A 17,736-nucleotide genomic window follows, 5' to 3' on the forward strand; every position below is an offset into this window, starting at 1 on the left:
AGCACACGCCCTGCGGCGCGGGTCTCGTCTTCTCAGCGCAGGCCGGTCGGCCGGTTCAACGCGGCCTGGATCAGCCGGTCCACCAGCTCCTGGTAGCTCACGCCGCTCTCCTGCCACATCCGCGGGTACATGGAGATCGGGGTGAAGCCCGGCAGCGTATTGATCTCGTTGATCACGAAGCTGCCGTCCTCGGTGAGGAAGAAGTCGGCCCGCACCAGACCCTCGCAGGACACGGCTTCGAAGGCGTCGACCGCCAGCCGCTGAACCTCGGCCGTCTGCTCCTCGGTGAGCGGGGCGGGCACGATCCCGGAGGCCGAGTCGATGTACTTGGCCTCGAAGTCGTAGAAGTCGTGCGAGGTCACCGGCGGAATCTCGGCGGGCACGCTGGCGCGCGGTCCGTCCTCGAACTCCAGCACCCCGCACTCGATCTCGCGGCCGCGCAGCAGCGACTCGACCAGGAACTTGGGGTCGTGGCGGCGGGCTTCCTCGATCGCATCGTCGAGACCGGAGAGATCGTCGACCTTGGTGATGCCGATCGACGAGCCGGCCCGGGCGGGCTTGATGAAGAGCGGCCAGCCGTGGTCACCGGCGAAGTCCACGATGCGCTTGCGGGCAGCGGAGGGGTCCGTGTCCCATTCGCGGGGACGTACCACGACGTACGGGCCGACCGGCAGCCCGAACGAGGTGAAGACCCGCTTCATGTACTCCTTGTCCTGACCGACCGCCGAGGCGAGCACCCCGGCGCCGACGTACGGCACACCGGAGAGCTCCAGGAGCCCCTGAAGGGTGCCGTCCTCGCCGTACGGGCCGTGCAGCACGGGGAAGACGACGTCGACCTCGCCGAGCGCCTTGGGAACCGAGCCGGGCTCGCTGTACACCACTTCACGGCTGCCGGGGTCGACGGAGAGCACCACGCCGCCCTCGGTGGACTCGGCCAGCTGGGCCACGTCCGGCATCTTCCGGTCCGTGATGGCCATGCGCTCGGGCTCATCGGCGGTGAGCGCCCAGCGGCCGTCCGTCGTGATGCCGATCGGCAGGACGTCGTACTTCGTCCGGTCGATGGCGTTCAGGACGGCACCCGCCGTGACGACCGAGATGCCGTGTTCGGAGCTGCGGCCGCCGAACACGACGGCCACGCGCGGCTTGCGGAGCTGCTGCTCCGGGCTCTGGGGGAGGTTCTCGCTGCTCATATCGCGTTGAGCGTACCTGCTGGTACCACTCGCGTCAGCGTGGCCGGGGCCGCTGGAGCGATGACCGCGGACGTTCACCGGCTTGCGCCCTCCTCAGGTCCTCCCGGCGAACCCGTCAGCGTCGCTCGGGTTTCGCGCTGCGCGACATCAGCTCGCCCAGTGCGACCATCGGCGGCTTGCCCTCGTGGACGATGCCGACGACCGTCTCGGTGATGGGCATGTCGACGCCGTGCCTGCGCGCCAGATCGAGCACTGATTCACAGGACTTGACGCCCTCGGCGGTCTGCTTGGTGACGGCGATGGTCTCTTCCAGCGTCATGCCGCGGCCGAGGTTGGTGCCGAAGGTGTGGTTGCGCGACAGCGGCGAGGAGCAGGTCGCCACCAGGTCGCCGAGGCCCGCGAGTCCGGAGAAGGTCAGCGGGTCGGCGCCCATGGCGAGGCCGAGACGGGTCGTCTCGGCGAGACCGCGGGTGATGAGCGAGCCCTTGGCGTTGTCACCGAGACCCATGCCGTCGGCGATACCCACGGCGAGACCGATGACGTTCTTGACCGCGCCGCCGAGTTCGCAGCCGACCACATCGGTGTTGGTGTACGGGCGGAAGTACGAGGTGTGGCAGGCGGTCTGGAGTCGCTGGGCCACGGACTCGTCCTGGCAGGCGACAACGGCCGCGGCGGGGCGGCGTTCGGCGATCTCCTTGGCCAGGTTGGGGCCGGTGATGACGGCGACGCGGTCCGCGGAGACCTTGGTGACGTCCTCGATGACCTCGCTCATCCGCTTCGCGGTGCCGAGTTCGACGCCCTTCATCAGCGAGACGAGGACGGTGTCGGAGCCGAGGTGCGGGGCCCAGTCGGCGAGATTGGCGCGCAGTGTCTGCGAGGGCACCACGAGCACGGCGAAGTCGGCGCCGCGCAGCGCCTGAGCGGCGTCGGTGGTGGCCCGGATCGACGCGGGGAGTTCAATTCCCGGCAGATAGTCCGGGTTGGTACGGGTCGTGTTGACGGCCTCGGCGACTTCGGCGCGACGGCCCCAGAGGGTCACCTCGCAGCCGGCATCGGCGAGAACCATGCCGAAGGCCGTACCCCATGAGCCTGTTCCGAAGACGGCTGCCTTTGCGGGGTGCGTCACTTGGGTCCCTTTCCTTCGGCCTTGCGCCGCTGTTCTGCACGGGCCTTGCGGTGGTCGTACGGCTCCGCGGGCGCCTTCTCGCCCCGCACGGTCTCCAGCTGCGCGGTCACCGCCGCCATGATGGCCTCGGTCGCCTCGCGCAGGACGTCCGGCGTCGGATCCTTGTCGTAGAACCGGGAGAGGTCGACAGGCGGTCCGGCCTGCACCTGAAGGGTCTTGCGGGGGAAGAGCCGGAGCTTGTTCTCCCTGGCATACGGCGGCATGGCCAGGTTGGCGCCCCACTGGGCGACCGGGATGACCGGGGCCTTCGTCATCAACGCGACGCGGGCCGCACCGGTCTTGCCGGCCATCGGCCACATGTCGGGGTCGCGGGTGAGGGTGCCCTCCGGATAGAAGGCGACGCATTCACCGCGCTCGATGGCGTCGACGGCGGCCCTGAAGGCGTCCAGCGCATTGGTCGTCTCGCGGTATACGGGGATCTGTCCGGTGCCGCGCAGCATCATTCCGACAAAGGGGGTCTTGAAGAGGCCCGCCTTCGCGAGAAGCCGCGGCACCCGTCCGGTGTTGTACTGGAAGTGACCGTAGGAAAGCGGGTCCAGATACGAGTTGTGATTGACCGCAGTGATGAATCCGCCGTCGGCCGGAATGTGTTCCATCCCCCGCCAGTCACGCTTGAACAGAACCACCAACGGCGGTTTCACGATGACCGCCGCCAGGCGGTACCAGAAGCCGATTCTGCGGCGGGACACTCGGACACCTTCCTCTAAGGACCTGACTGCTGCCTGGCTACCGACGGTCAAGTCTCGCCCCAGGCCCCTGCTCTGTCGAGAACACCGTACGCCCCGCTTTCGGGACCGAACCCCCGGGTTCTCGCACCGGCAGGCGAGAATAAGCGGCGATGCGCATCGAGAGGCAGATCGCCACGAACACCGACCCGGCGGGTCCTTGGTCACTGGTCGTCCCGTTGAAGCCCTTGGCACGGGCCAAGAGCAGGCTCGCACCTGCGACGGGCGCCGCGCTGCGCCCGCGACTCGCCCTCGCCTTCGCCCGGGACACCGTGGCCGCCGCCCTGTCCTGCCCGGCGGTACGGGATGTGGTGGTCGTCACGGACGACACGGAGGCCGGGGCGGCTCTCGCGGCGCTCGGGGCGCGAATCGTTCCCGACGAACCGGACCGCGGGCTCAACGCCGCCCTCGCGCACGGTGAGCGGACCGTGCGGGCCGAGCGGCCAGGGGCGGCTCTCGCCGCTCTCAATGCGGATCTGCCCGCGCTGCGCCCCGGAGAATTGTCCCGGGTACTCAATTTTTCCGCCGCATTTCCCCGCGCATTTGTCACCGATGCGGCGGGAATCGGTACAACATTTCTGTCGGCTGCGCCGGGAGTGGAATTGCGACCGGCTTTCGGCGGTTCTTCCCGGGCCCGGCACCTGGACTCCGGAGCGGTGGAAATCGGCCTGACCGGCATCGATTCGGTCCGCCAGGACGTGGACACCGGCGACGATCTGCGGGCGGCCCTGGCCCTGGGCGTCGGCCCGCACACGGCGGGGCGCTGGGCCGCCGGAGTGCCCCTCGGGGACCGATAGGCTGCCGTTCATGCAGGCGACCTCGTACACGTACGACCCCGAGACCCGCACCGGCAGTGTGCTGCTCGACGACGGCACCCCGGTGGAATTCGACGCCCGGGCCTTCGACGCCGGCGGTCTGCGGCTGCTGCGTCCGGGGCAGCGGGTGCGCATCGAGGTCACCGGCGAGGGCGCGGATCTACGGATCACGCTGGTGACGCTGCAGACGTTCTGAACGGCTCCGCGCACTGCCCACAACAGCCCGCGGGCCGGGCTCCCCGAGGGGAGCCCGGCCCGGCGCGTGAGTAGCCCTGCGCTGCTCGGCCTCACTTCTTCCGTGCAGTGGCCTTCTTCGCCGTGGTCTTGCGTGCCGTGGCCTTCTTAGCGGGCGCCTTCTTCACCGCGGCCTTCTTGGCGGGCGCGGTCTTGCTGGCGACGGCCTTCTTGGCGGCCGTCGTCTTCTTCGCCGCCGCGGCGGTGGTCTTCTTCGCGGCCGCCGCCGTGGTCTTCTTGGCCGCGGCGGTGGTCTTCTTCGCGGCCGCCGCCGTGGTCTTCTTGGCGGCGGCGGTCTTCGCCGCGGTCACGGCCTTCTTGGCGGTGGCCTTCTTCGCAACGGCCTTCTTGGCGGTGGCCTTCTTGGCCGCGGCCTTGGTCGTCGTACGGGCAACACCGCCCGTGAGGCTGCCCTTGGGCGCCTTCTTCACGGCCACATCATGCTTGGGGAGCTTCTTCGAGCCGCTCACCAGGTCCTTGAAGCCCTGTCCCGCGCGGAAGCGGGGCACCGAGGTCTTCTTGACCCGCACCCGCTCACCCGTCTGCGGGTTGCGGGCGTAGCGGGCGGGGCGGTCGACCTTCTCGAACGAGCCGAAGCCGGTGACCGAGACACGGTCCCCCGCGACAACCGCACGGACGATCGCGTCGAGCACCGCGTCGACGGCGTCTGCGGCCTGCTGACGGCCGCCGACCTTGTCGGCAATCGCTTCTACGAGCTGCGCCTTGTTCACGTCTTCCCCTTCGGAGACATTGCCAGAACGAAAGTGTTCAAGCGTTTTCGCACGTTAGGCAGATATATACCGCAAATCAAACACGAAACGGGCTAATCACCCTAGTGCCGCAACGAAGTCGACCGCTGCGCAGTTCCGCAGAGTCAGTCACCTTCGGGGAATCGGCCCTCATCGAGGTCCTTCATCAACCGGTCCAGACGCCTTGCCGCATCCGGGAGATCGTGCTTAGCCGCGGCCGTGATGACCAACAGCTTCCGGGACAGCGCCATCCTTACGCCCTCCGGGACTTGCAGTGCGCGCACTCTTGTGTGCGCTTCCTTCAATCGGTCGGCGACTTGGCCGTAAAGCTTGAGTTGGCTGTCGCGTTCCATGCACCGATTGTGCCATCTGGGGCGAGTTGTCGCCCGACGGGGTCTCAACAAGCGACTGCGCCCCCTACCAGATGGCAGGGGGCGCAGTCCTGGAAACGCGCTGCTCAGGCGTTAATTGTACGCGGCTTGAAGGTCGGCCTTGCCACCTCATAAGTCGCGATGTCCGCTTCGTTCTGAAGGGTGAGACTGATGTCGTCCAGCCCGTTCAGCAGTCGCCAGCGGGCGTTCTCGTCGAGCTCGAAGTCGGCCGTGATGCCCTCGGCACGGACCTGGCGCGCCTCCAGGTCGACGGTGATCTCGGCGGTCGGGTCGGCCTCGGTCAGCTCCCAGAGCGCGTCGACGACCTTCTGGTCGAGAACGACGGTCAACAGGCCGTTCTTCAGCGAGTTACCCCGGAAGATGTCGGCGAACCGGGAGGAGATGACGGCCTTGAAACCGTAGTTCTGCAGCGCCCACACGGCGTGTTCGCGGGACGATCCGGTGCCGAAGTCGGGACCGGCCACCAGCACCGTGGCGCCGCTGCGCTCCGGGCGGTTGAGGACGAAGTTCTCGTCCTTGCGCCAGGCCTCGAAGAGTCCGTCCTCGAAGCCGTCGCGGGTGACCTTCTTCAGCCAGTGGGCGGGGATGATCTGGTCGGTGTCGACGTTGCTCCGGCGCAGCGGGACGGCCCGGCCGGTGTGTGTGGTGAAAGCTTCCATGATTCTCAGACTCCGGCGGGCGTACGGGCTTCGGACAGGTCGGCCGGCGAGGCCAGGTGGCCCAGCACGGCGGTGGCGGCGGCGACCTGCGGGGAGACCAGGTGCGTACGGCCGCCCTTGCCCTGCCGTCCCTCGAAGTTGCGGTTCGAGGTGGAGGCGGAGCGCTCGCCGGGGGCCAGCTGGTCGGGGTTCATGCCGAGACACATCGAGCAGCCCGCGTGCCGCCATTCGGCGCCTGCGGCGGTGAAAACCTTGTCCAGGCCCTCCTCGACGGCCTGCAGGGCGACCCGGACCGAGCCCGGGACGACCAGCATCCGTACGCCTCTCGCGACTTTGCGGCCGTCCAGGATCGCGGCGGCGTTACGCAGGTCCTCGATCCGGCCGTTGGTGCAGGAGCCTACGAAGACGGTGTCCACGTTGATCTCGCGCAGCGGCTGGCCGGCGGTCAACCCCATGTATTCCAGGGCTTTTTCGGCGGCGTTGCGCTCCGAGGCGTCCTCGTACGAAGCCGGGTCGGGGACGTTGGCAGACAGGGGCGCGCCCTGGCCGGGGTTGGTGCCCCAGGTGACGAACGGGGCCAGTTCTGCGGCGTCGATGACGACCTCGGCGTCGAAGACCGCGTCGTCGTCCGTGCGCAGCGTCTTCCAGTACGCGACGGCGGCGTCCCAGTCCTCGCCCTGCGGGGCGTGGTCGCGGCCCTTCAGGTAGTCGAACGTGGTCTCGTCCGGGGCGATCATGCCTGCCCGGGCGCCGGCCTCGATCGACATGTTGCAGATGGTCATCCGGGCTTCCATCGAGAGCTTCTCAATGGCCGAGCCGCGGTATTCGAGGATGTAGCCCTGGCCGCCGCCGGTGCCGATCCGGGCGATGATCGCGAGGATCAGGTCCTTGGCCGTGACGCCGTCGGGCAGTTCGCCGTCGATGGTGATCGCCATCGTCTTCGGGCGGGCCATCGGCAACGTCTGGGTGGCCAGCACGTGCTCGACCTGGCTGGTGCCGATGCCGAACGCCAGCGCGCCGAACGCACCGTGTGTGGAGGTGTGGGAGTCGCCGCAGACGACCGTGGTGCCGGGCTGGGTCAGCCCCAGCTGCGGGCCGACCACGTGCACGACGCCCTGCTCGACGTCACCCAGCGGGTGCAGCCGTACACCGAACTCCGCACAGTTCTTGCGCAGCGTCTCCAACTGGGCACGGGAGACCGGGTCGGCGATGGGCTTGTCGATGTCGAGGGTCGGGGTGTTGTGATCCTCGGTGGCGATGGTGAGGTCGAGGCGCCGCACCCGGCGTCCGGCCTGACGGAGGCCGTCGAAGGCCTGGGGGCTGGTCACCTCGTGCAGCAGGTGCAGATCAATGAAGAGGAGGTCGGGCTCACCATCGGCGCGCCGGACGACATGGTCGTCCCAGACCTTCTCCGCGAGTGTCCTACCCATCGCTTTCCCTCCGGCCGGCGTCTTCGCCGGCCCAACTAGAGATTCGGTGCGCCGCCGTCCGGACCCCCGTGCGGGGCGGTGGCTACGGGCCGTTGTGTGGCCGCCCCTACAGGTTCGCAACTTCCGCCGAAAATTGAACTTGCGTTTCACAGAGTGAGACGGGAGTATCGTCGTATGGACAACTCTAGTGGCGTCGGCGTTCTCGACAAGGCAGCTCTGGTATTGAGCGCCCTGGAGTCCGGTCCGGCCACCCTCGCCGGACTGGTCGCGGCGACCGGGCTCGCACGACCCACGGCTCATCGACTGGCCGTGGCACTCGAACACCACCGCATGGTGGCGAGGGACATGCAGGGCCGTTTCATTCTCGGCCCCCGGCTGGCGGAACTGGCGGCGGCGGCGGGCGAGGACCGGTTGCTGGCCACGGCGGGACCGGTGCTCACCCACCTCCGTGACATCACCGGCGAGAGCGCGCAGCTCTACCGGCGACAGGGCGACATGCGGATCTGCGTGGCGGCGGCGGAGCGGCTGTCCGGCCTGCGGGACACCGTGCCGGTCGGCTCCACGCTCACCATGAAGGCCGGCTCGTCGGCCCAGATCCTGATGGCCTGGGAGGAGCCGGAGCGCCTGCACCGCGGCCTCCAGGGCGCCCGTTTCACGGCGACGGCGCTCTCGGGCGTACGGCGCAGGGGCTGGGCCCAGTCGATCGGCGAGCGCGAGCCGGGCGTCGCCTCGGTCTCGGCGCCGGTGCGTGGCCCCTCGAACCGGGTGGTCGCCGCCGTCTCGGTCTCCGGACCGATCGAGCGGCTGACCCGGCACCCGGGCCGGATGCACGCCCAGGCGGTCATCGACTCGGCGGCCAGGCTCAGCGAGGCCCTGCGCCGCAACGGCTGACGTACGCAGGAAATACCTTCCGGCCGCCCCAGCGTCGTGGCGGCCCCCCTCTCAGAACCTCACTTCGCGGACGAGCGGTGCGCGAGACGGTCCGCCGCCCGACGACCCCGCCCCTCGATCGGCAGTACGCCGGTCACTGCGGCCAGTCCGTAGGCCGGCATATCGGCGTAGATCGATTCGTAGCCCTCCTCGGGCACTATGTATGTCTCGTGCCACAGCCCCACATGCTGCCGGGACTTCTTCTCCTTGCGGTTCATCATCGCCCAGGCCTTGTGGTGGAACATGTCGGGAGCGCTCGCGTACGCGTACAGCTTCTCCTTCGACTCCCAGTACTGGACGACGCAGTACGTCCGCGGCGAGCCGGACAGCAGCGCGTATCCGAGCAGGCCCGCCTCATGCACCAAGTCGCCGTCCAGGACCTGGACATGATGGAGACGCACCCCACAGAGGCGGAGCAGGTGGAGACGGCGGTCGCGTCGGCGGTGCTCTACGAGCCCCTGCTGATGTCGCTGCGCAGGATGGCGCAGGAAGAGGAGTCGGCCCGGCGGTACGGACTCTGAGGGAACGACAGATGAGGGCCCCTCACCGAGGTGAGGGGCCCTCATCTGTCGTTCTGTTGTACCCCCGACCGGATTCGAACCGGCGCTACTGCCGTGAGAGGGCAGCGTGCTAGGCCGCTACACAACGGGGGCTTGTTACTACTGTTGCATTTCTGCGCTGGGCTACCAGGACTCGAACCTAGAATGACGGTACCAGAAACCGTAGTGTTGCCAATTACACCATAGCCCATGGTGAAGTACCCCCGACCGGATTCGAACCGGCGCTACTGCCGTGAGAGGGCAGCGTGCTAGGCCGCTACACAACGGGGGCCCTAGCGATCCTGCATCGAGAGCGTGGGTGCGACCCAGATGATCTCGCGGGAAGGATCTGTACCCCCGACCGGATTCGAACCGGCGCTACTGCCGTGAGAGGGCAGCGTGCTAGGCCGCTACACAACGGGGGCTTGTTACTACTGTTGCATTTCTGCGCTGGGCTACCAGGACTCGAACCTAGAATGACGGTACCAGAAACCGTAGTGTTGCCAATTACACCATAGCCCACCAAAACTCAACCCCGATGAGGGGTCTTGTTCGGTTTGCGCTTCCCGTTCGGATCTTCCGTCCCGCTCGGGCGGCGCAGGAAGAACATTACCCGAAGGTGTCCGGCGCTCCAAAACGGGTATTGCCCGCCAGCAGACCGGGCAGCTGATCGAGCCCGCTGATACGGACGAGTTCGGGCCGCCCGCCCCGTCCGCCCCGGTCCAGCCAGATCCCCATCAGCCCCGCGGCAACCGCGCCGCCCGCGTCGATGTCCGGCTCGTCCCCCACGTACGCGACCTCATGCGGCTCCAGCGCCAGCGCGTCGCAGGCGGCGTGGAATGCACCGGCCTCGGGTTTGGAGACGCCCAGTTCCACAGCGCACACCACGGCCTCGAACCGCTCCCGCACACCGAGCGTGCGCAGCTTGCGGTCCTGGTTGTGAATGCTGGAGTTCGACAGCACCCCGTGCCGGAACCCACCCGCCAGCGCATCCAGTACGGGCAGCACATCGGGAAAGAGCGACCAGGCGGCCTCGTAGTGGGCCGCGTGCCGAGCAAACCAGTCGTCGGCCTCGGCATCCTCCAGCGCCCGCGAGAGGAACTCCCGGACCCGGTCCCGGCGCTGCCCCTGGAAGTCCGTCTCCCCGGCGGCGAACCGCGCCCAGTGCACATCGGTGATCGTCCGCCAGGCAGCGAGGGCCTGCTCGACGGAGTCGTATCCGTCGGGCAGGCCCTCGTGTTCGAGATGCTTGCTCATGCCGACGCGGTCGGCGCCCGTGTAGTCGAAGATCGTGTCGTCGATGTCCCAGAGGACCGCGCGGATCGTCATGGGGCCCAGCCTAGGTTCCTACGCGGCGAGTGCGGTGGGTTTCGCGGTGCTCTGCAGACCGATGAAGACAATCTTCAGGTCGTCGATGTCCTCAGAGCCGAACCTTTGCGCCGGGCGGCCTGCATGCGGGTGCCGACGGACGAGCCGCCGAGAAACGGCAGAGGGGGCGGATCCCCGGAGTGAACCGGGGCCGCCCCCTCAGGGTGTGACCTGGACGGTTACGCGGTCAGCTTGGCCAGTGCCGCGTCGATGCGGGCCAGGGTCTTCTCGCGGCCCAGGATCTCCAGGGACTCGAAGAGCGGCAGGCCGATCGTGCGGCCGGTGACCGCGACGCGGACCGGGGCCTGGGCCTTGCCGAGCTTCAGGCCGTGCTCCTCGCCGGCGGTGAGGATGGCGTTCTTCAGGGCGTCCGCGTTCCACTCGGCGTCGGCCAGCTTGGCGCGGGCCGTGACGAGCAGGGCGTCGGAGCCCTGCTTCATCGCCTTGGCCCAGGACGCCTCGTCGGTGGCCGGCTCGTCGAGGAAGAGGAAGTCGACGTTGGCCGTGATGTCGGACAGGACCGTGACGCGGGTCTGGGCGTGCGGGGCAATCGCCGCGAACTGGTCCGCGTCGAAGGCCTCCGGGGCCCACGTGGCGAACGGGGCCTTCAGCCAGGGGCCGCAGGCCTCGGTGAACGTCTTCACATCCAGCTTGCGGATGTGCTCGGCGTTGATGTGCTCGCACTTCTTCAGGTCGAAGCGCGCCGGGTTGGCGTTGACGTCCTTGATGTCGAACGCGGCCACCATCTCCTCGATGGAGAAGATGTCGCGGTCCTCGGCGATCGACCAGCCCAGCAGGGAGAGGTAGTTGAGCAGCCCCTCGGGCAGGAAGCCGCGCTCGCGGTAGAGGTTGAGCGAGGCCTGCGGGTCGCGCTTGGAGAGCTTCTTGTTGCCCTCGCCCATGACGTACGGCAGGTGGCCGAAGGCCGGGGTGTCCTTGGCGATGCCGAGCTCGATGAGCGCCTTGTAGAGGGCGAGCTGACGCGGGGTGGAGGAGAGCAGGTCCTCGCCGCGCAGGACGTGGGTGATCTCCATCAGCGCGTCGTCGACCGGGTTGACCAGCGTGTAGAGCGGGGCGCCGTTGGCACGGACGATGCCGTAGTCCGGCACGTTCTCCGGCTGGAAGGTCAGCTCGCCGCGGACCAGGTCGGTGAAGGTCAGCGCCTCGTCGGGCATCCGGAAGCGGACGATGGAGGTGCGGCCCTCGGCCTCGTACGCGGCGATCTGCTCGGCCGTGAGGTCTCGGCAGTGGCCGTCGTAGCCGGACGGCTTGCCGGCGGCACGGGCGGCGTCGCGGCGGGTGTCGAGCTCCTCGGTGGTGCAGTAGCAGTGGTACGCGTACCCGCCTGCGAGAAGCTTCTCGGCGACATCCTTGTAGATGTCCATGCGCTGCGACTGGCGGTAAGGGGCGTGCGGGCCGCCGACCTCGGGACCCTCGTCCCAGTCGAAGCCGAGCCAGCGCATCGACTCCAGGAGCTGGTTGTAGGACTCCTCGGAGTCGCGGGCCGCGTCGGTGTCCTCGATGCGGAAGACCAGGGTGCCGCCATGGTGGCGGGCGAAGGCCCAGTTGAAGAGGGCGGTGCGGACCAGGCCCACATGGGGGTTGCCGGTCGGGGAGGGACAGAAACGTACGCGAACCGCTGCGTTAACCACGCTTGATCACCTTGTTGGTGAGAGTGCCGATGCCTTCGATGGTGACGGCGACCTCGTCGCCGACATGGAGGGGTCCGACCCCTGCGGGAGTGCCGGTAAGGATCACATCGCCCGGGAGCAGCGTCATGGCTTCCGTGATGTGGACGACCAGATCCTCGATGGAGCGGATCATGTCGCTCGTACGGCCCAGTTGGCGTTGCTCGCCGTTGACCGTGGCCTGAATGGTCAGGTCGCTGGGGTCGAGGTCGGTCTCCACCCAGGGGCCGAGCGGGCAGGACGTGTCGAAGCCCTTGGCCCGGGCCCACTGCTTCTCGCGCTTCTGGGCATCGCGGGCGGTGACGTCATTGGCGCAGGTGTAGCCGAAGATGACGTCCTTCACGCGCTCACGCGGCACTTCGCGGCACATACGGCCGATGACCACGGCCAGTTCGGCCTCGTGGTGGAGTTCGTTGGAGAAGGAGGGGTACTCGATGGCGTCGCCGGAGCCGATCACCGAGGTGGTGGGCTTGAAGAAGGCGACGGGGACGTCCGGTACCTCGTTGCCGAGTTCCGCGGCGTGCTCCGCGTAGTTGCGGCCGATGGCCACGACCTTGTTGGGGAGCACGGGCGGCAGGAGGCGGACCTTGCTCAGCGGGACCTTGGTGCCGGAGAGCTCGAACTCGGCGTACGGGATGCCTTTGATGATGTCGAGGACGAGACCATCGGGCCCCTCGCCCTCGACGGCGCCGAAGGCGACATTGCCGTCGATGGAGAACCTGGCGATGCGCACGGGATGCTGTCGCCCCTCACTTGCTGGCTGGCTGAAGACTGACGCTCCAGGCTAACGCGGGTGAGGGGGGACAACCGCGCATTACTCGGCCGCTGCGGCCGGGGCCGTGACCGGGGCTTCCATGAGGATGGTGCGGCGGGGGTTGGCCGTCTGGGTGGGCAGCTCGACGGCGCGTTCCGGCAGTTCCGGCGTCTGCAGCTCGTCGGCGTCCTTGAGGTGCGCCAGCGTGGTGCGCCGGGGGTTGGCAATGTTGCGGAACATCATCGTCGTCTTCATCTGCCGTTCGGACCCTGTCGTTACGGGCGCCGCCCGGAGGGGCGCCGGTTGTCGGATTTGCCATCCCTGTAAAGCGTCAGGCTAAACATCCAATTCCCTTCGGGAGCCCGGATGAGACGACGATCATCATGTGAGTTTCCTCACGACTGCGTCGACAATTGCCTCATTCCGGGCGGTCGATCACTCCGACGGAAACGGACATTGCACCACTGAATGAGCGATTCCGCTCCTGATCATGTCGACTGGGACACCCTTCACCCTCCACCGATTCACCCTTAATGGTCCACTTTGCCCGCGAACACGCTCCACGGTTCGTTACTCCCCCATCACAACGCGTCACCCAGGCCACGGCCCGGTACGGGGCCCTTGTTGGAGATCCGGCACTGTGCTGGAATTCCACGCACCGCCGCGGGTTTCGGACCGGCGCGCAGGGGCGCAACGCAGCGCCGAGTGGCGGCGGGAAGGGGAGAAGCGCCGGTCGCTCAACGACCACCAGGGGGCGGACACAACGCCCCACGACGCCGACACCGTCCCACCCGCTTCGCGCGGAGGGACGCCTGGTCCAGAGGTTGCGACGCTAGTGCAGGGACGTTTCAAGAGGGATGGCAGCGCTGCGGCGGAACAGGAGCCGCGCGGCGGGACCGACCGTGGTTCCTCGCCCCAGCACGCCCAGAACCCCGGACCGGCCTCGGCCGGCGACAGCGGTGACCGCGACCGGCACCCCGGTGCCACGTCTGGCAGCGGCACCGATCCGATCTCGTCGCTCAAGCCCCGGGGCCCCGTCAGCACCGGCTCGCGGGTAGCTCTTCGCAACTGGCGGATCAGCACGCGTCTGGTCTCCCTGCTCGCCCTTCCCGTGGTCGCCGCGACCACGCTGGGCGGACTGCGGATCAACGACTCCATGAACGACATCCAGCAGCTGGATCACATGCAGCTGCTCACCCAGATGACCGCGCAGGCGACCACGCTCGCCAATGCGCTCCAGGACGAGCGCGACCGGTCGGCGGGTCCGCTGTCCAACGGCGTGAAGGCCGACGACTTCAAGGTCACCGAGCCCCGCAAGAAGACCGACCGGGCGAAGACGGCCTTCCTGGACGCGACGAACTCGATCGGCGACCCGTCGGGCGACGAGGCCCTCGAAGGCATCTACTCGAGCGTCAACCAGATCGCCAGCCAGCTTGCCGCGATCCGCGACATCCGCAAGACGGCGTACGCCAAGGGCTCCCCCGGCCTCCAGACCGTCGACCAGTACAGCCAGCTGATCACCTCGCTGCTGAGCCTCTCGCAGGACATGGCGCAGGCGACCAGCAACTCGGAGATGATCAAGCGGACCCGGGCGCTGGCGGCCTTCTCCTCCGCCAAGGAGTACGCCTCGGTCCAGCGGGCGATCATCGCCGCGTCGCTGCCCGGCGGCAACGGCAAGCAGCCGCACCTCGACCCGAACGACCAGCAGTTCGGCGCCGGCGCGCTGCAAAAGGAAGAATCTGCGCTCCGCTCCTTCGAGGCGGTCTACGCGGCGACCGGCAACAACGCCGAAGAGCTGATCGCCACGCTGAAGGAGGGCAACCCGGAGATCAAGGCCTCCGAGACCTACGCGAAGAAGGTCCTGGAAGGCCCCTCGGGCATGGACGGCATGCCTCGGCGTTCCTATCTGGACTGGTACGACCAGAGCTCCACCAAGATCCAGGCGATGAAGACCATCGAGGAAACCCTCCGCAGCGACATGGAGGGCAAGGCCCGCGAGCTCCGCGACGAGTCGAAGCGCGAAGCGATCATCAGCGGTGCGCTCATCCTGCTGGTGCTCGGTGTCTCGCTGGTCGGCGCCTTCGTCGTCGCCCGGTCGATGATCCGCTCGCTGCGGCAACTGCAGGACACAGCTACGCGCGTCGCCCAGGACCGGCTGCCCGAGCTCGTCAAGCAGCTCTCCGAGACCGACCCGCAGGACGTCGACACCTCGGTCGAGTCGGTCGGTGTGCACTCCCGGGACGAGATCGGCAAGGTGGCCGCGGCCTTCGACGACGTGCACCGCGAGGCCGTCCGTCTCGCCGCCGAGCAGGCCCTCCTGCGGGGCAACGTCAACGCGATGTTCACCAACCTCTCGCGCCGCAGCCAGGGCCTCATCCAGCGTCAGCTCTCGCTCATCTCCGAACTGGAGTCGCGCGAGGCCGACCCGGACCAGCTGTCCTCGCTCTTCAAGCTCGACCACCTCGCGACCCGTATGCGCCGTAACGGCGAGAACCTCCTCGTTCTCGCGGGCGAGGAGCCGGGCCGCCGGTGGACCCGCCCCGTCCCGCTGGTCGACGTGCTCCGCGCCGCCGCCTCCGAGGTGGAGCAGTACGAGCGCATCGAACTGGCCGCGGTGCCCGCCACCGAGGTCGCGGGCCGCGTCGTCAATGACCTCGTGCACCTGCTCGCCGAGCTGTTGGAGAACGCCACGTCGTTCTCCTCGCCGCAGACGAAGGTCCGGGTCACCGGTCACGCGCTGCCCGACGGGCGGGTGCTGGTCGAGATCCACGACACCGGCATCGGCCTCTCCCCCGAGGACCTCGCGGCGATCAACGAGCGGCTCGCCTCGCCGCCCACCGTGGACGTCTCGGTCTCCCGCCGCATGGGTCTGTTCGTGGTCGGCCGGCTGTCCCTGCGTCACGGCATCCGGATCCAGTTGCGGCCCTCGGACTCAGGTGGCACGACCGCGCTGGTCATGCTCCCCGTCGAGGTCGCGCACGGCGGCAAGCAGCCGGCCCCCAAGCCGGGACCCGGGCAGCAGCCCTCCGCCCCCGGCGGTCTGCTCGGCGGTGGCAGCGGTACGGGCGCGGGCAACGGTTCCCGTCCCGGCCTCGGAGGCGCTCCGTCGGCCCCGGCAGGCCGGCTCGCCGCGGGGCCGGGTGCCGCGCGCGGTCAGGTCGGTGCGGGCTCCGGTCCGCGTGCCGCGCTGCCCTCGCGTGACGGCGGCCCCCGCCAGCCGCAGAACCAGCAGGGCCAACAGAACGCCGGCTTCCAGTCCGCCGGGCTGTCCAACACCGGCCCGCAGGACACCTCGCGTCAGGAGCCGCAGCGTCAGGGCGGTGGCCTCGCCGGTGCCTTCGGCAACGGTGCCCGGCGCGGCGCCCGCGGCCAGGGCGACGGAACGGGCCGTACGGACTCGTCCCAGCCCGACTTGTTCGGCCAGCACCGCCAGGACCCCGGCCGCCAGGACCGCGGCGACCAGCAGGGCCGGTCGAACGGCCCGAGCCCGTGGCAGTCCCCGCAGCCGCAGCAGGCCCGGCAGAACCCGGGCGGCCAGGGCGGTTTCCAGCAGCCCGGCGGTCCGGTCGACCCCGGTCGTCAGCTGCCCCCGGTCGGCGGTCCGCGTGCCGAGCTGCCCGGTGGCAACCCGCAGCCGCAGCGCCCGCAGACCACCAGCTGGGGCACCGAGGAGCCGTCCGCGCCACGGCGTGCTCCGCTGGACGCCCCGCGCGGCCACGAGGAGCCCGAGTCCACCGGCCGGTTCCAGCGGCCGACGAGCCCACCGCTCACCCCGCGGCCGCCCATGGACGACCGGCAGGGCCCCGGCTCCACCGCCGAGTTCGCCCGCCCCGACTTCTCGGCCCCGGCCCCGCAGGCCCAGTCTCCGCAGGACCCGGCGAGCACCGCGCAGTTCGCCCGCCCCGACTTCGGACAGCCGCAGCCCGATCGGGCGCAGGACCAGGGCCTGCCGGCACCGCGTCAGCGCGGCCGGGACAACGGGGACTTCGGTGCCCCGCGTCCGCCCGCCGTGCCCAACGGTGACGCGCAGTACCGCCCGGTCCTGCCGCCGCAGCCGCAGCCCGAGGCGCTGCCTCCGGCCGGGCCCGGGGACGGCCGTACGCCGCTGTACGACACCCTGGAGACGAACTGGTTCCACGGCCCGCAGCAGGGCGGTCAGCAGCCGCCCGCCGAGCCGCAGGCGCCCGACTTCCCGCAGCAGTCGGCCCAGGAGCGTCCCGCTCCCGCCGCGCCGCGCCGCGGCGGAGGCGACACGGGCGCCACCACGAGCTCCTGGCGCCCTTCGCCGAACGACGAACTCGTACGGCAGGCGGAGCGGGCCAAGAAGCCCGCGGCAGGCGGAGTGACCACCTCCGGACTGCCTCGCCGGGTACCTCGCGCCAATCTGGTGCCGGGCACCGCCCAGCAGCAGAACCATCAGTCCGGTCCTCAGGTGTCGCGTGCGCCCGATGATGTGCGCGGGCGGTTGACCAATCTCCGCCGGGGCATCCAGCAGGGACGGCAGGCCAACAACAGCCAGTCGACCGGAAGTTTTCCCCTCGGCCCCACTCACCAGCAGGAGCGTTAGTTGAGCCCGATGAGTCAGGCCGCGCAGAATCTGAACTGGTTGATCACCAACTTCGTGGACAACACCCCCGGGGTGTCGCACACGGTGGTGGTCTCCGCCGACGGACTCCTGCTGGCCATGTCCGAAGGTTTCCCGCGCGACCGCGCGGACCAGCTGGCGGCTGTCGCCTCCGGTCTGACCTCGCTGACCGCGGGCGCCTCCCGGATCTTCGAAGGCGGCGCCGTCAGCCAGACCGTGGTGGAGATGGAACGCGGGTTCCTCTTCCTGATGTCCATTTCTGACGGCTCCTCGCTGGCCGTGCTCGCCCACCCTGACGCCGACATCGGTCTGGTCGGGTACGAAATGGCCCTCCTGGTCGACCGTGCGGGCACCGTCCTCACCCCGGACCTCCGTGCCGAGCTCCAAGGCAGCCTGCTCCACTAGGCGGCCGTGGATCGATGACAGACTCGATTGCCCCAGGTAACGCCCTCATCCCCAGCCCGTTCGGCCGCTAGAGCCCCCCACCGGCCC

17 protein-coding genes and 5 tRNA genes are annotated in these 17,736 nt (G+C 69.1%); 5 read left to right on the forward strand and 17 right to left on the reverse strand.

Annotation, left to right across the window (positions count from 1 at the left end; genetic code table 11):
- Positions 1-32: 32 nt before the first annotated feature.
- From NRF20_RS13705 to NRF20_RS13715, 3 genes are all read right to left on the reverse strand, one after another.
- The gene (locus NRF20_RS13705) at positions 33-1,190 is read right to left on the reverse strand and encodes a D-alanine--D-alanine ligase family protein (protein ID WP_266357574.1); all 1,158 of its coding nucleotides are present in this window, start codon (positions 1,188-1,190) and stop codon (positions 33-35) included.
- Positions 1,191-1,305: 115 nt separating this feature from the next.
- Positions 1,306-2,316 carry an NAD(P)H-dependent glycerol-3-phosphate dehydrogenase gene (locus tag NRF20_RS13710; protein WP_398630311.1) on the reverse strand — a complete coding sequence of 337 codons (1,011 nt, stop codon included), beginning with the start codon at positions 2,314-2,316 and terminating at the stop codon, positions 1,306-1,308.
- A complete protein-coding gene (locus tag NRF20_RS13715; protein ID WP_398630312.1) occupies positions 2,313-3,065 on the reverse strand; it encodes a lysophospholipid acyltransferase family protein in 753 nt (250 codons plus the stop codon). The genes NRF20_RS13710 and NRF20_RS13715 overlap by 4 nt, the downstream gene beginning before the upstream one ends.
- A 149-nt stretch (positions 3,066-3,214) precedes the next feature.
- Here NRF20_RS13715 and cofC point away from each other — a divergent pair, with 149 nt between their 5' ends.
- Both cofC and NRF20_RS13725 read left to right on the forward strand, forming a co-directional pair.
- Positions 3,215-3,898, forward strand: coding sequence for a 2-phospho-L-lactate guanylyltransferase (gene cofC, locus NRF20_RS13720; RefSeq protein ID WP_266357579.1), 684 nt, complete (start codon positions 3,215-3,217; stop codon positions 3,896-3,898).
- A 10-nt stretch (positions 3,899-3,908) separates the two neighbouring features.
- Entirely contained in the window at positions 3,909-4,112 is a 204-nt protein-coding gene (locus tag NRF20_RS13725) for a hypothetical protein (RefSeq protein WP_093899138.1), read from the forward strand.
- A gap of 91 nt (positions 4,113-4,203) precedes the next feature.
- Here NRF20_RS13725 and NRF20_RS13730 read toward each other — a convergent pair whose 3' ends face one another.
- The 4 genes from NRF20_RS13730 to leuC all read right to left on the reverse strand — a co-directional run bounded on the left by NRF20_RS13730 (position 4,204) and on the right by leuC (position 7,380).
- Positions 4,204-4,881: an HU family DNA-binding protein gene (locus tag NRF20_RS13730; protein WP_398630313.1), complete on the reverse strand. Its 678-nt coding sequence runs from the start codon at positions 4,879-4,881 to the stop codon at positions 4,204-4,206.
- Positions 4,882-5,024: 143 nt separating this feature from the next.
- Complete coding sequence (locus NRF20_RS13735) at positions 5,025-5,252, reverse strand: hypothetical protein (protein ID WP_072487271.1); 228 nt, start codon at positions 5,250-5,252, stop codon at positions 5,025-5,027.
- 104 nt (positions 5,253-5,356) lie between these two features.
- On the reverse strand, positions 5,357-5,950 hold the full coding sequence (gene leuD, locus NRF20_RS13740; RefSeq protein WP_383077747.1) for a 3-isopropylmalate dehydratase small subunit: 594 nt from the start codon (positions 5,948-5,950) through the stop codon (positions 5,357-5,359).
- A 5-nt stretch (positions 5,951-5,955) separates the two neighbouring features.
- Positions 5,956-7,380, reverse strand: a complete 1,425-nt coding sequence (gene leuC, locus NRF20_RS13745) for a 3-isopropylmalate dehydratase large subunit (protein ID WP_398630314.1) — start codon at positions 7,378-7,380, stop codon at positions 5,956-5,958.
- Between the two features lie 174 nt (positions 7,381-7,554).
- On the opposite strand from leuC, the gene ndgR reads away from it, so the two are divergent.
- Entirely contained in the window at positions 7,555-8,271 is a 717-nt protein-coding gene (gene ndgR / locus NRF20_RS13750; RefSeq protein ID WP_030928691.1) for an IclR family transcriptional regulator NdgR, read from the forward strand.
- A gap of 59 nt (positions 8,272-8,330) precedes the next feature.
- Here the strand turns inward: ndgR and NRF20_RS13755 are convergent, their stop codons facing one another.
- The 10 genes from NRF20_RS13755 to NRF20_RS13800 form a co-directional block, all read right to left on the reverse strand.
- A complete protein-coding gene (locus tag NRF20_RS13755) occupies positions 8,331-8,798 on the reverse strand; it encodes a monooxygenase family protein (protein ID WP_398630424.1) in 468 nt (155 codons plus the stop codon).
- A gap of 92 nt (positions 8,799-8,890) precedes the next feature.
- A tRNA-Glu gene (locus NRF20_RS13760) sits at positions 8,891-8,963 on the reverse strand.
- A 25-nt stretch (positions 8,964-8,988) separates the two neighbouring features.
- Positions 8,989-9,060, reverse strand: a tRNA-Gln gene (locus NRF20_RS13765).
- 8 nt (positions 9,061-9,068) lie between these two features.
- A tRNA-Glu gene (locus tag NRF20_RS13770) sits at positions 9,069-9,141 on the reverse strand.
- Positions 9,142-9,201: 60 nt separating this feature from the next.
- Positions 9,202-9,274 (reverse strand) — tRNA-Glu (locus NRF20_RS13775).
- A 25-nt stretch (positions 9,275-9,299) separates the two neighbouring features.
- Positions 9,300-9,371 (reverse strand) — tRNA-Gln (locus NRF20_RS13780).
- An 87-nt stretch (positions 9,372-9,458) separates the two neighbouring features.
- Positions 9,459-10,178 carry an HAD family hydrolase gene (locus NRF20_RS13785; RefSeq protein WP_413752640.1) on the reverse strand — a complete coding sequence of 240 codons (720 nt, stop codon included), beginning with the start codon at positions 10,176-10,178 and terminating at the stop codon, positions 9,459-9,461.
- A gap of 218 nt (positions 10,179-10,396) precedes the next feature.
- Positions 10,397-11,869 (reverse strand): glutamate--tRNA ligase, encoded by a 1,473-nt coding sequence (gene gltX / locus NRF20_RS13790; protein ID WP_398630316.1) that lies wholly within the window; start codon positions 11,867-11,869, stop codon positions 10,397-10,399.
- Positions 11,862-12,638: a fumarylacetoacetate hydrolase family protein gene (locus NRF20_RS13795; protein WP_114246867.1), complete on the reverse strand. Its 777-nt coding sequence runs from the start codon at positions 12,636-12,638 to the stop codon at positions 11,862-11,864. The genes gltX and NRF20_RS13795 overlap by 8 nt, the downstream gene beginning before the upstream one ends.
- Before the next feature lie 81 nt (positions 12,639-12,719).
- Entirely contained in the window at positions 12,720-12,914 is a 195-nt protein-coding gene (locus tag NRF20_RS13800; protein ID WP_413752641.1) for a hypothetical protein, read from the reverse strand.
- Positions 12,915-13,494: 580 nt separating this feature from the next.
- Here NRF20_RS13800 and NRF20_RS13805 point away from each other — a divergent pair.
- Positions 13,495-17,226 carry a nitrate- and nitrite sensing domain-containing protein gene (locus NRF20_RS13805; protein ID WP_413752642.1) on the forward strand — a complete coding sequence of 1,244 codons (3,732 nt, stop codon included), beginning with the start codon at positions 13,495-13,497 and terminating at the stop codon, positions 17,224-17,226.
- Positions 17,227-17,649 carry a roadblock/LC7 domain-containing protein gene (locus NRF20_RS13810; RefSeq protein ID WP_003966009.1) on the forward strand — a complete coding sequence of 141 codons (423 nt, stop codon included), beginning with the start codon at positions 17,227-17,229 and terminating at the stop codon, positions 17,647-17,649.
- The last annotated feature ends 87 nt before the right edge of the window (positions 17,650-17,736 follow it).

The sequence above is a fragment of the Streptomyces sp. R-74717 genome (assembly GCF_047305335.1).
Taxonomy (GTDB): domain Bacteria; phylum Actinomycetota; class Actinomycetes; order Streptomycetales; family Streptomycetaceae; genus Streptomyces; species Streptomyces atratus.

Bases quoted from the DNA above. Each gene is read 5' to 3' on its own strand.
- NRF20_RS13705 (WP_266357574.1), bottom strand. From the start codon at position 1,190: ATGAGCAGCGAGAACCTCCCCCAGAGCCCGGAGCAGCAGCTCCGCAAG.
- cofC (WP_266357579.1), top strand. From the start codon at position 3,215: ATGCGCATCGAGAGGCAGATCGCCACGAACACCGACCCGGCGGGTCCT.
- NRF20_RS13725 (WP_093899138.1), top strand. From the start codon at position 3,909: ATGCAGGCGACCTCGTACACGTACGACCCCGAGACCCGCACCGGCAGT.
- NRF20_RS13735 (WP_072487271.1), bottom strand. From the start codon at position 5,252: ATGGAACGCGACAGCCAACTCAAGCTTTACGGCCAAGTCGCCGACCGA.
- leuD (WP_383077747.1), bottom strand. From the start codon at position 5,950: ATGGAAGCTTTCACCACACACACCGGCCGGGCCGTCCCGCTGCGCCGG.
- leuC (WP_398630314.1), bottom strand. From the start codon at position 7,380: ATGGGTAGGACACTCGCGGAGAAGGTCTGGGACGACCATGTCGTCCGG.
- ndgR (WP_030928691.1), top strand. From the start codon at position 7,555: ATGGACAACTCTAGTGGCGTCGGCGTTCTCGACAAGGCAGCTCTGGTA.
- NRF20_RS13785 (WP_413752640.1), bottom strand. From the start codon at position 10,178: ATGACGATCCGCGCGGTCCTCTGGGACATCGACGACACGATCTTCGAC.
- NRF20_RS13800 (WP_413752641.1), bottom strand. From the start codon at position 12,914: ATGAAGACGACGATGATGTTCCGCAACATTGCCAACCCCCGGCGCACC.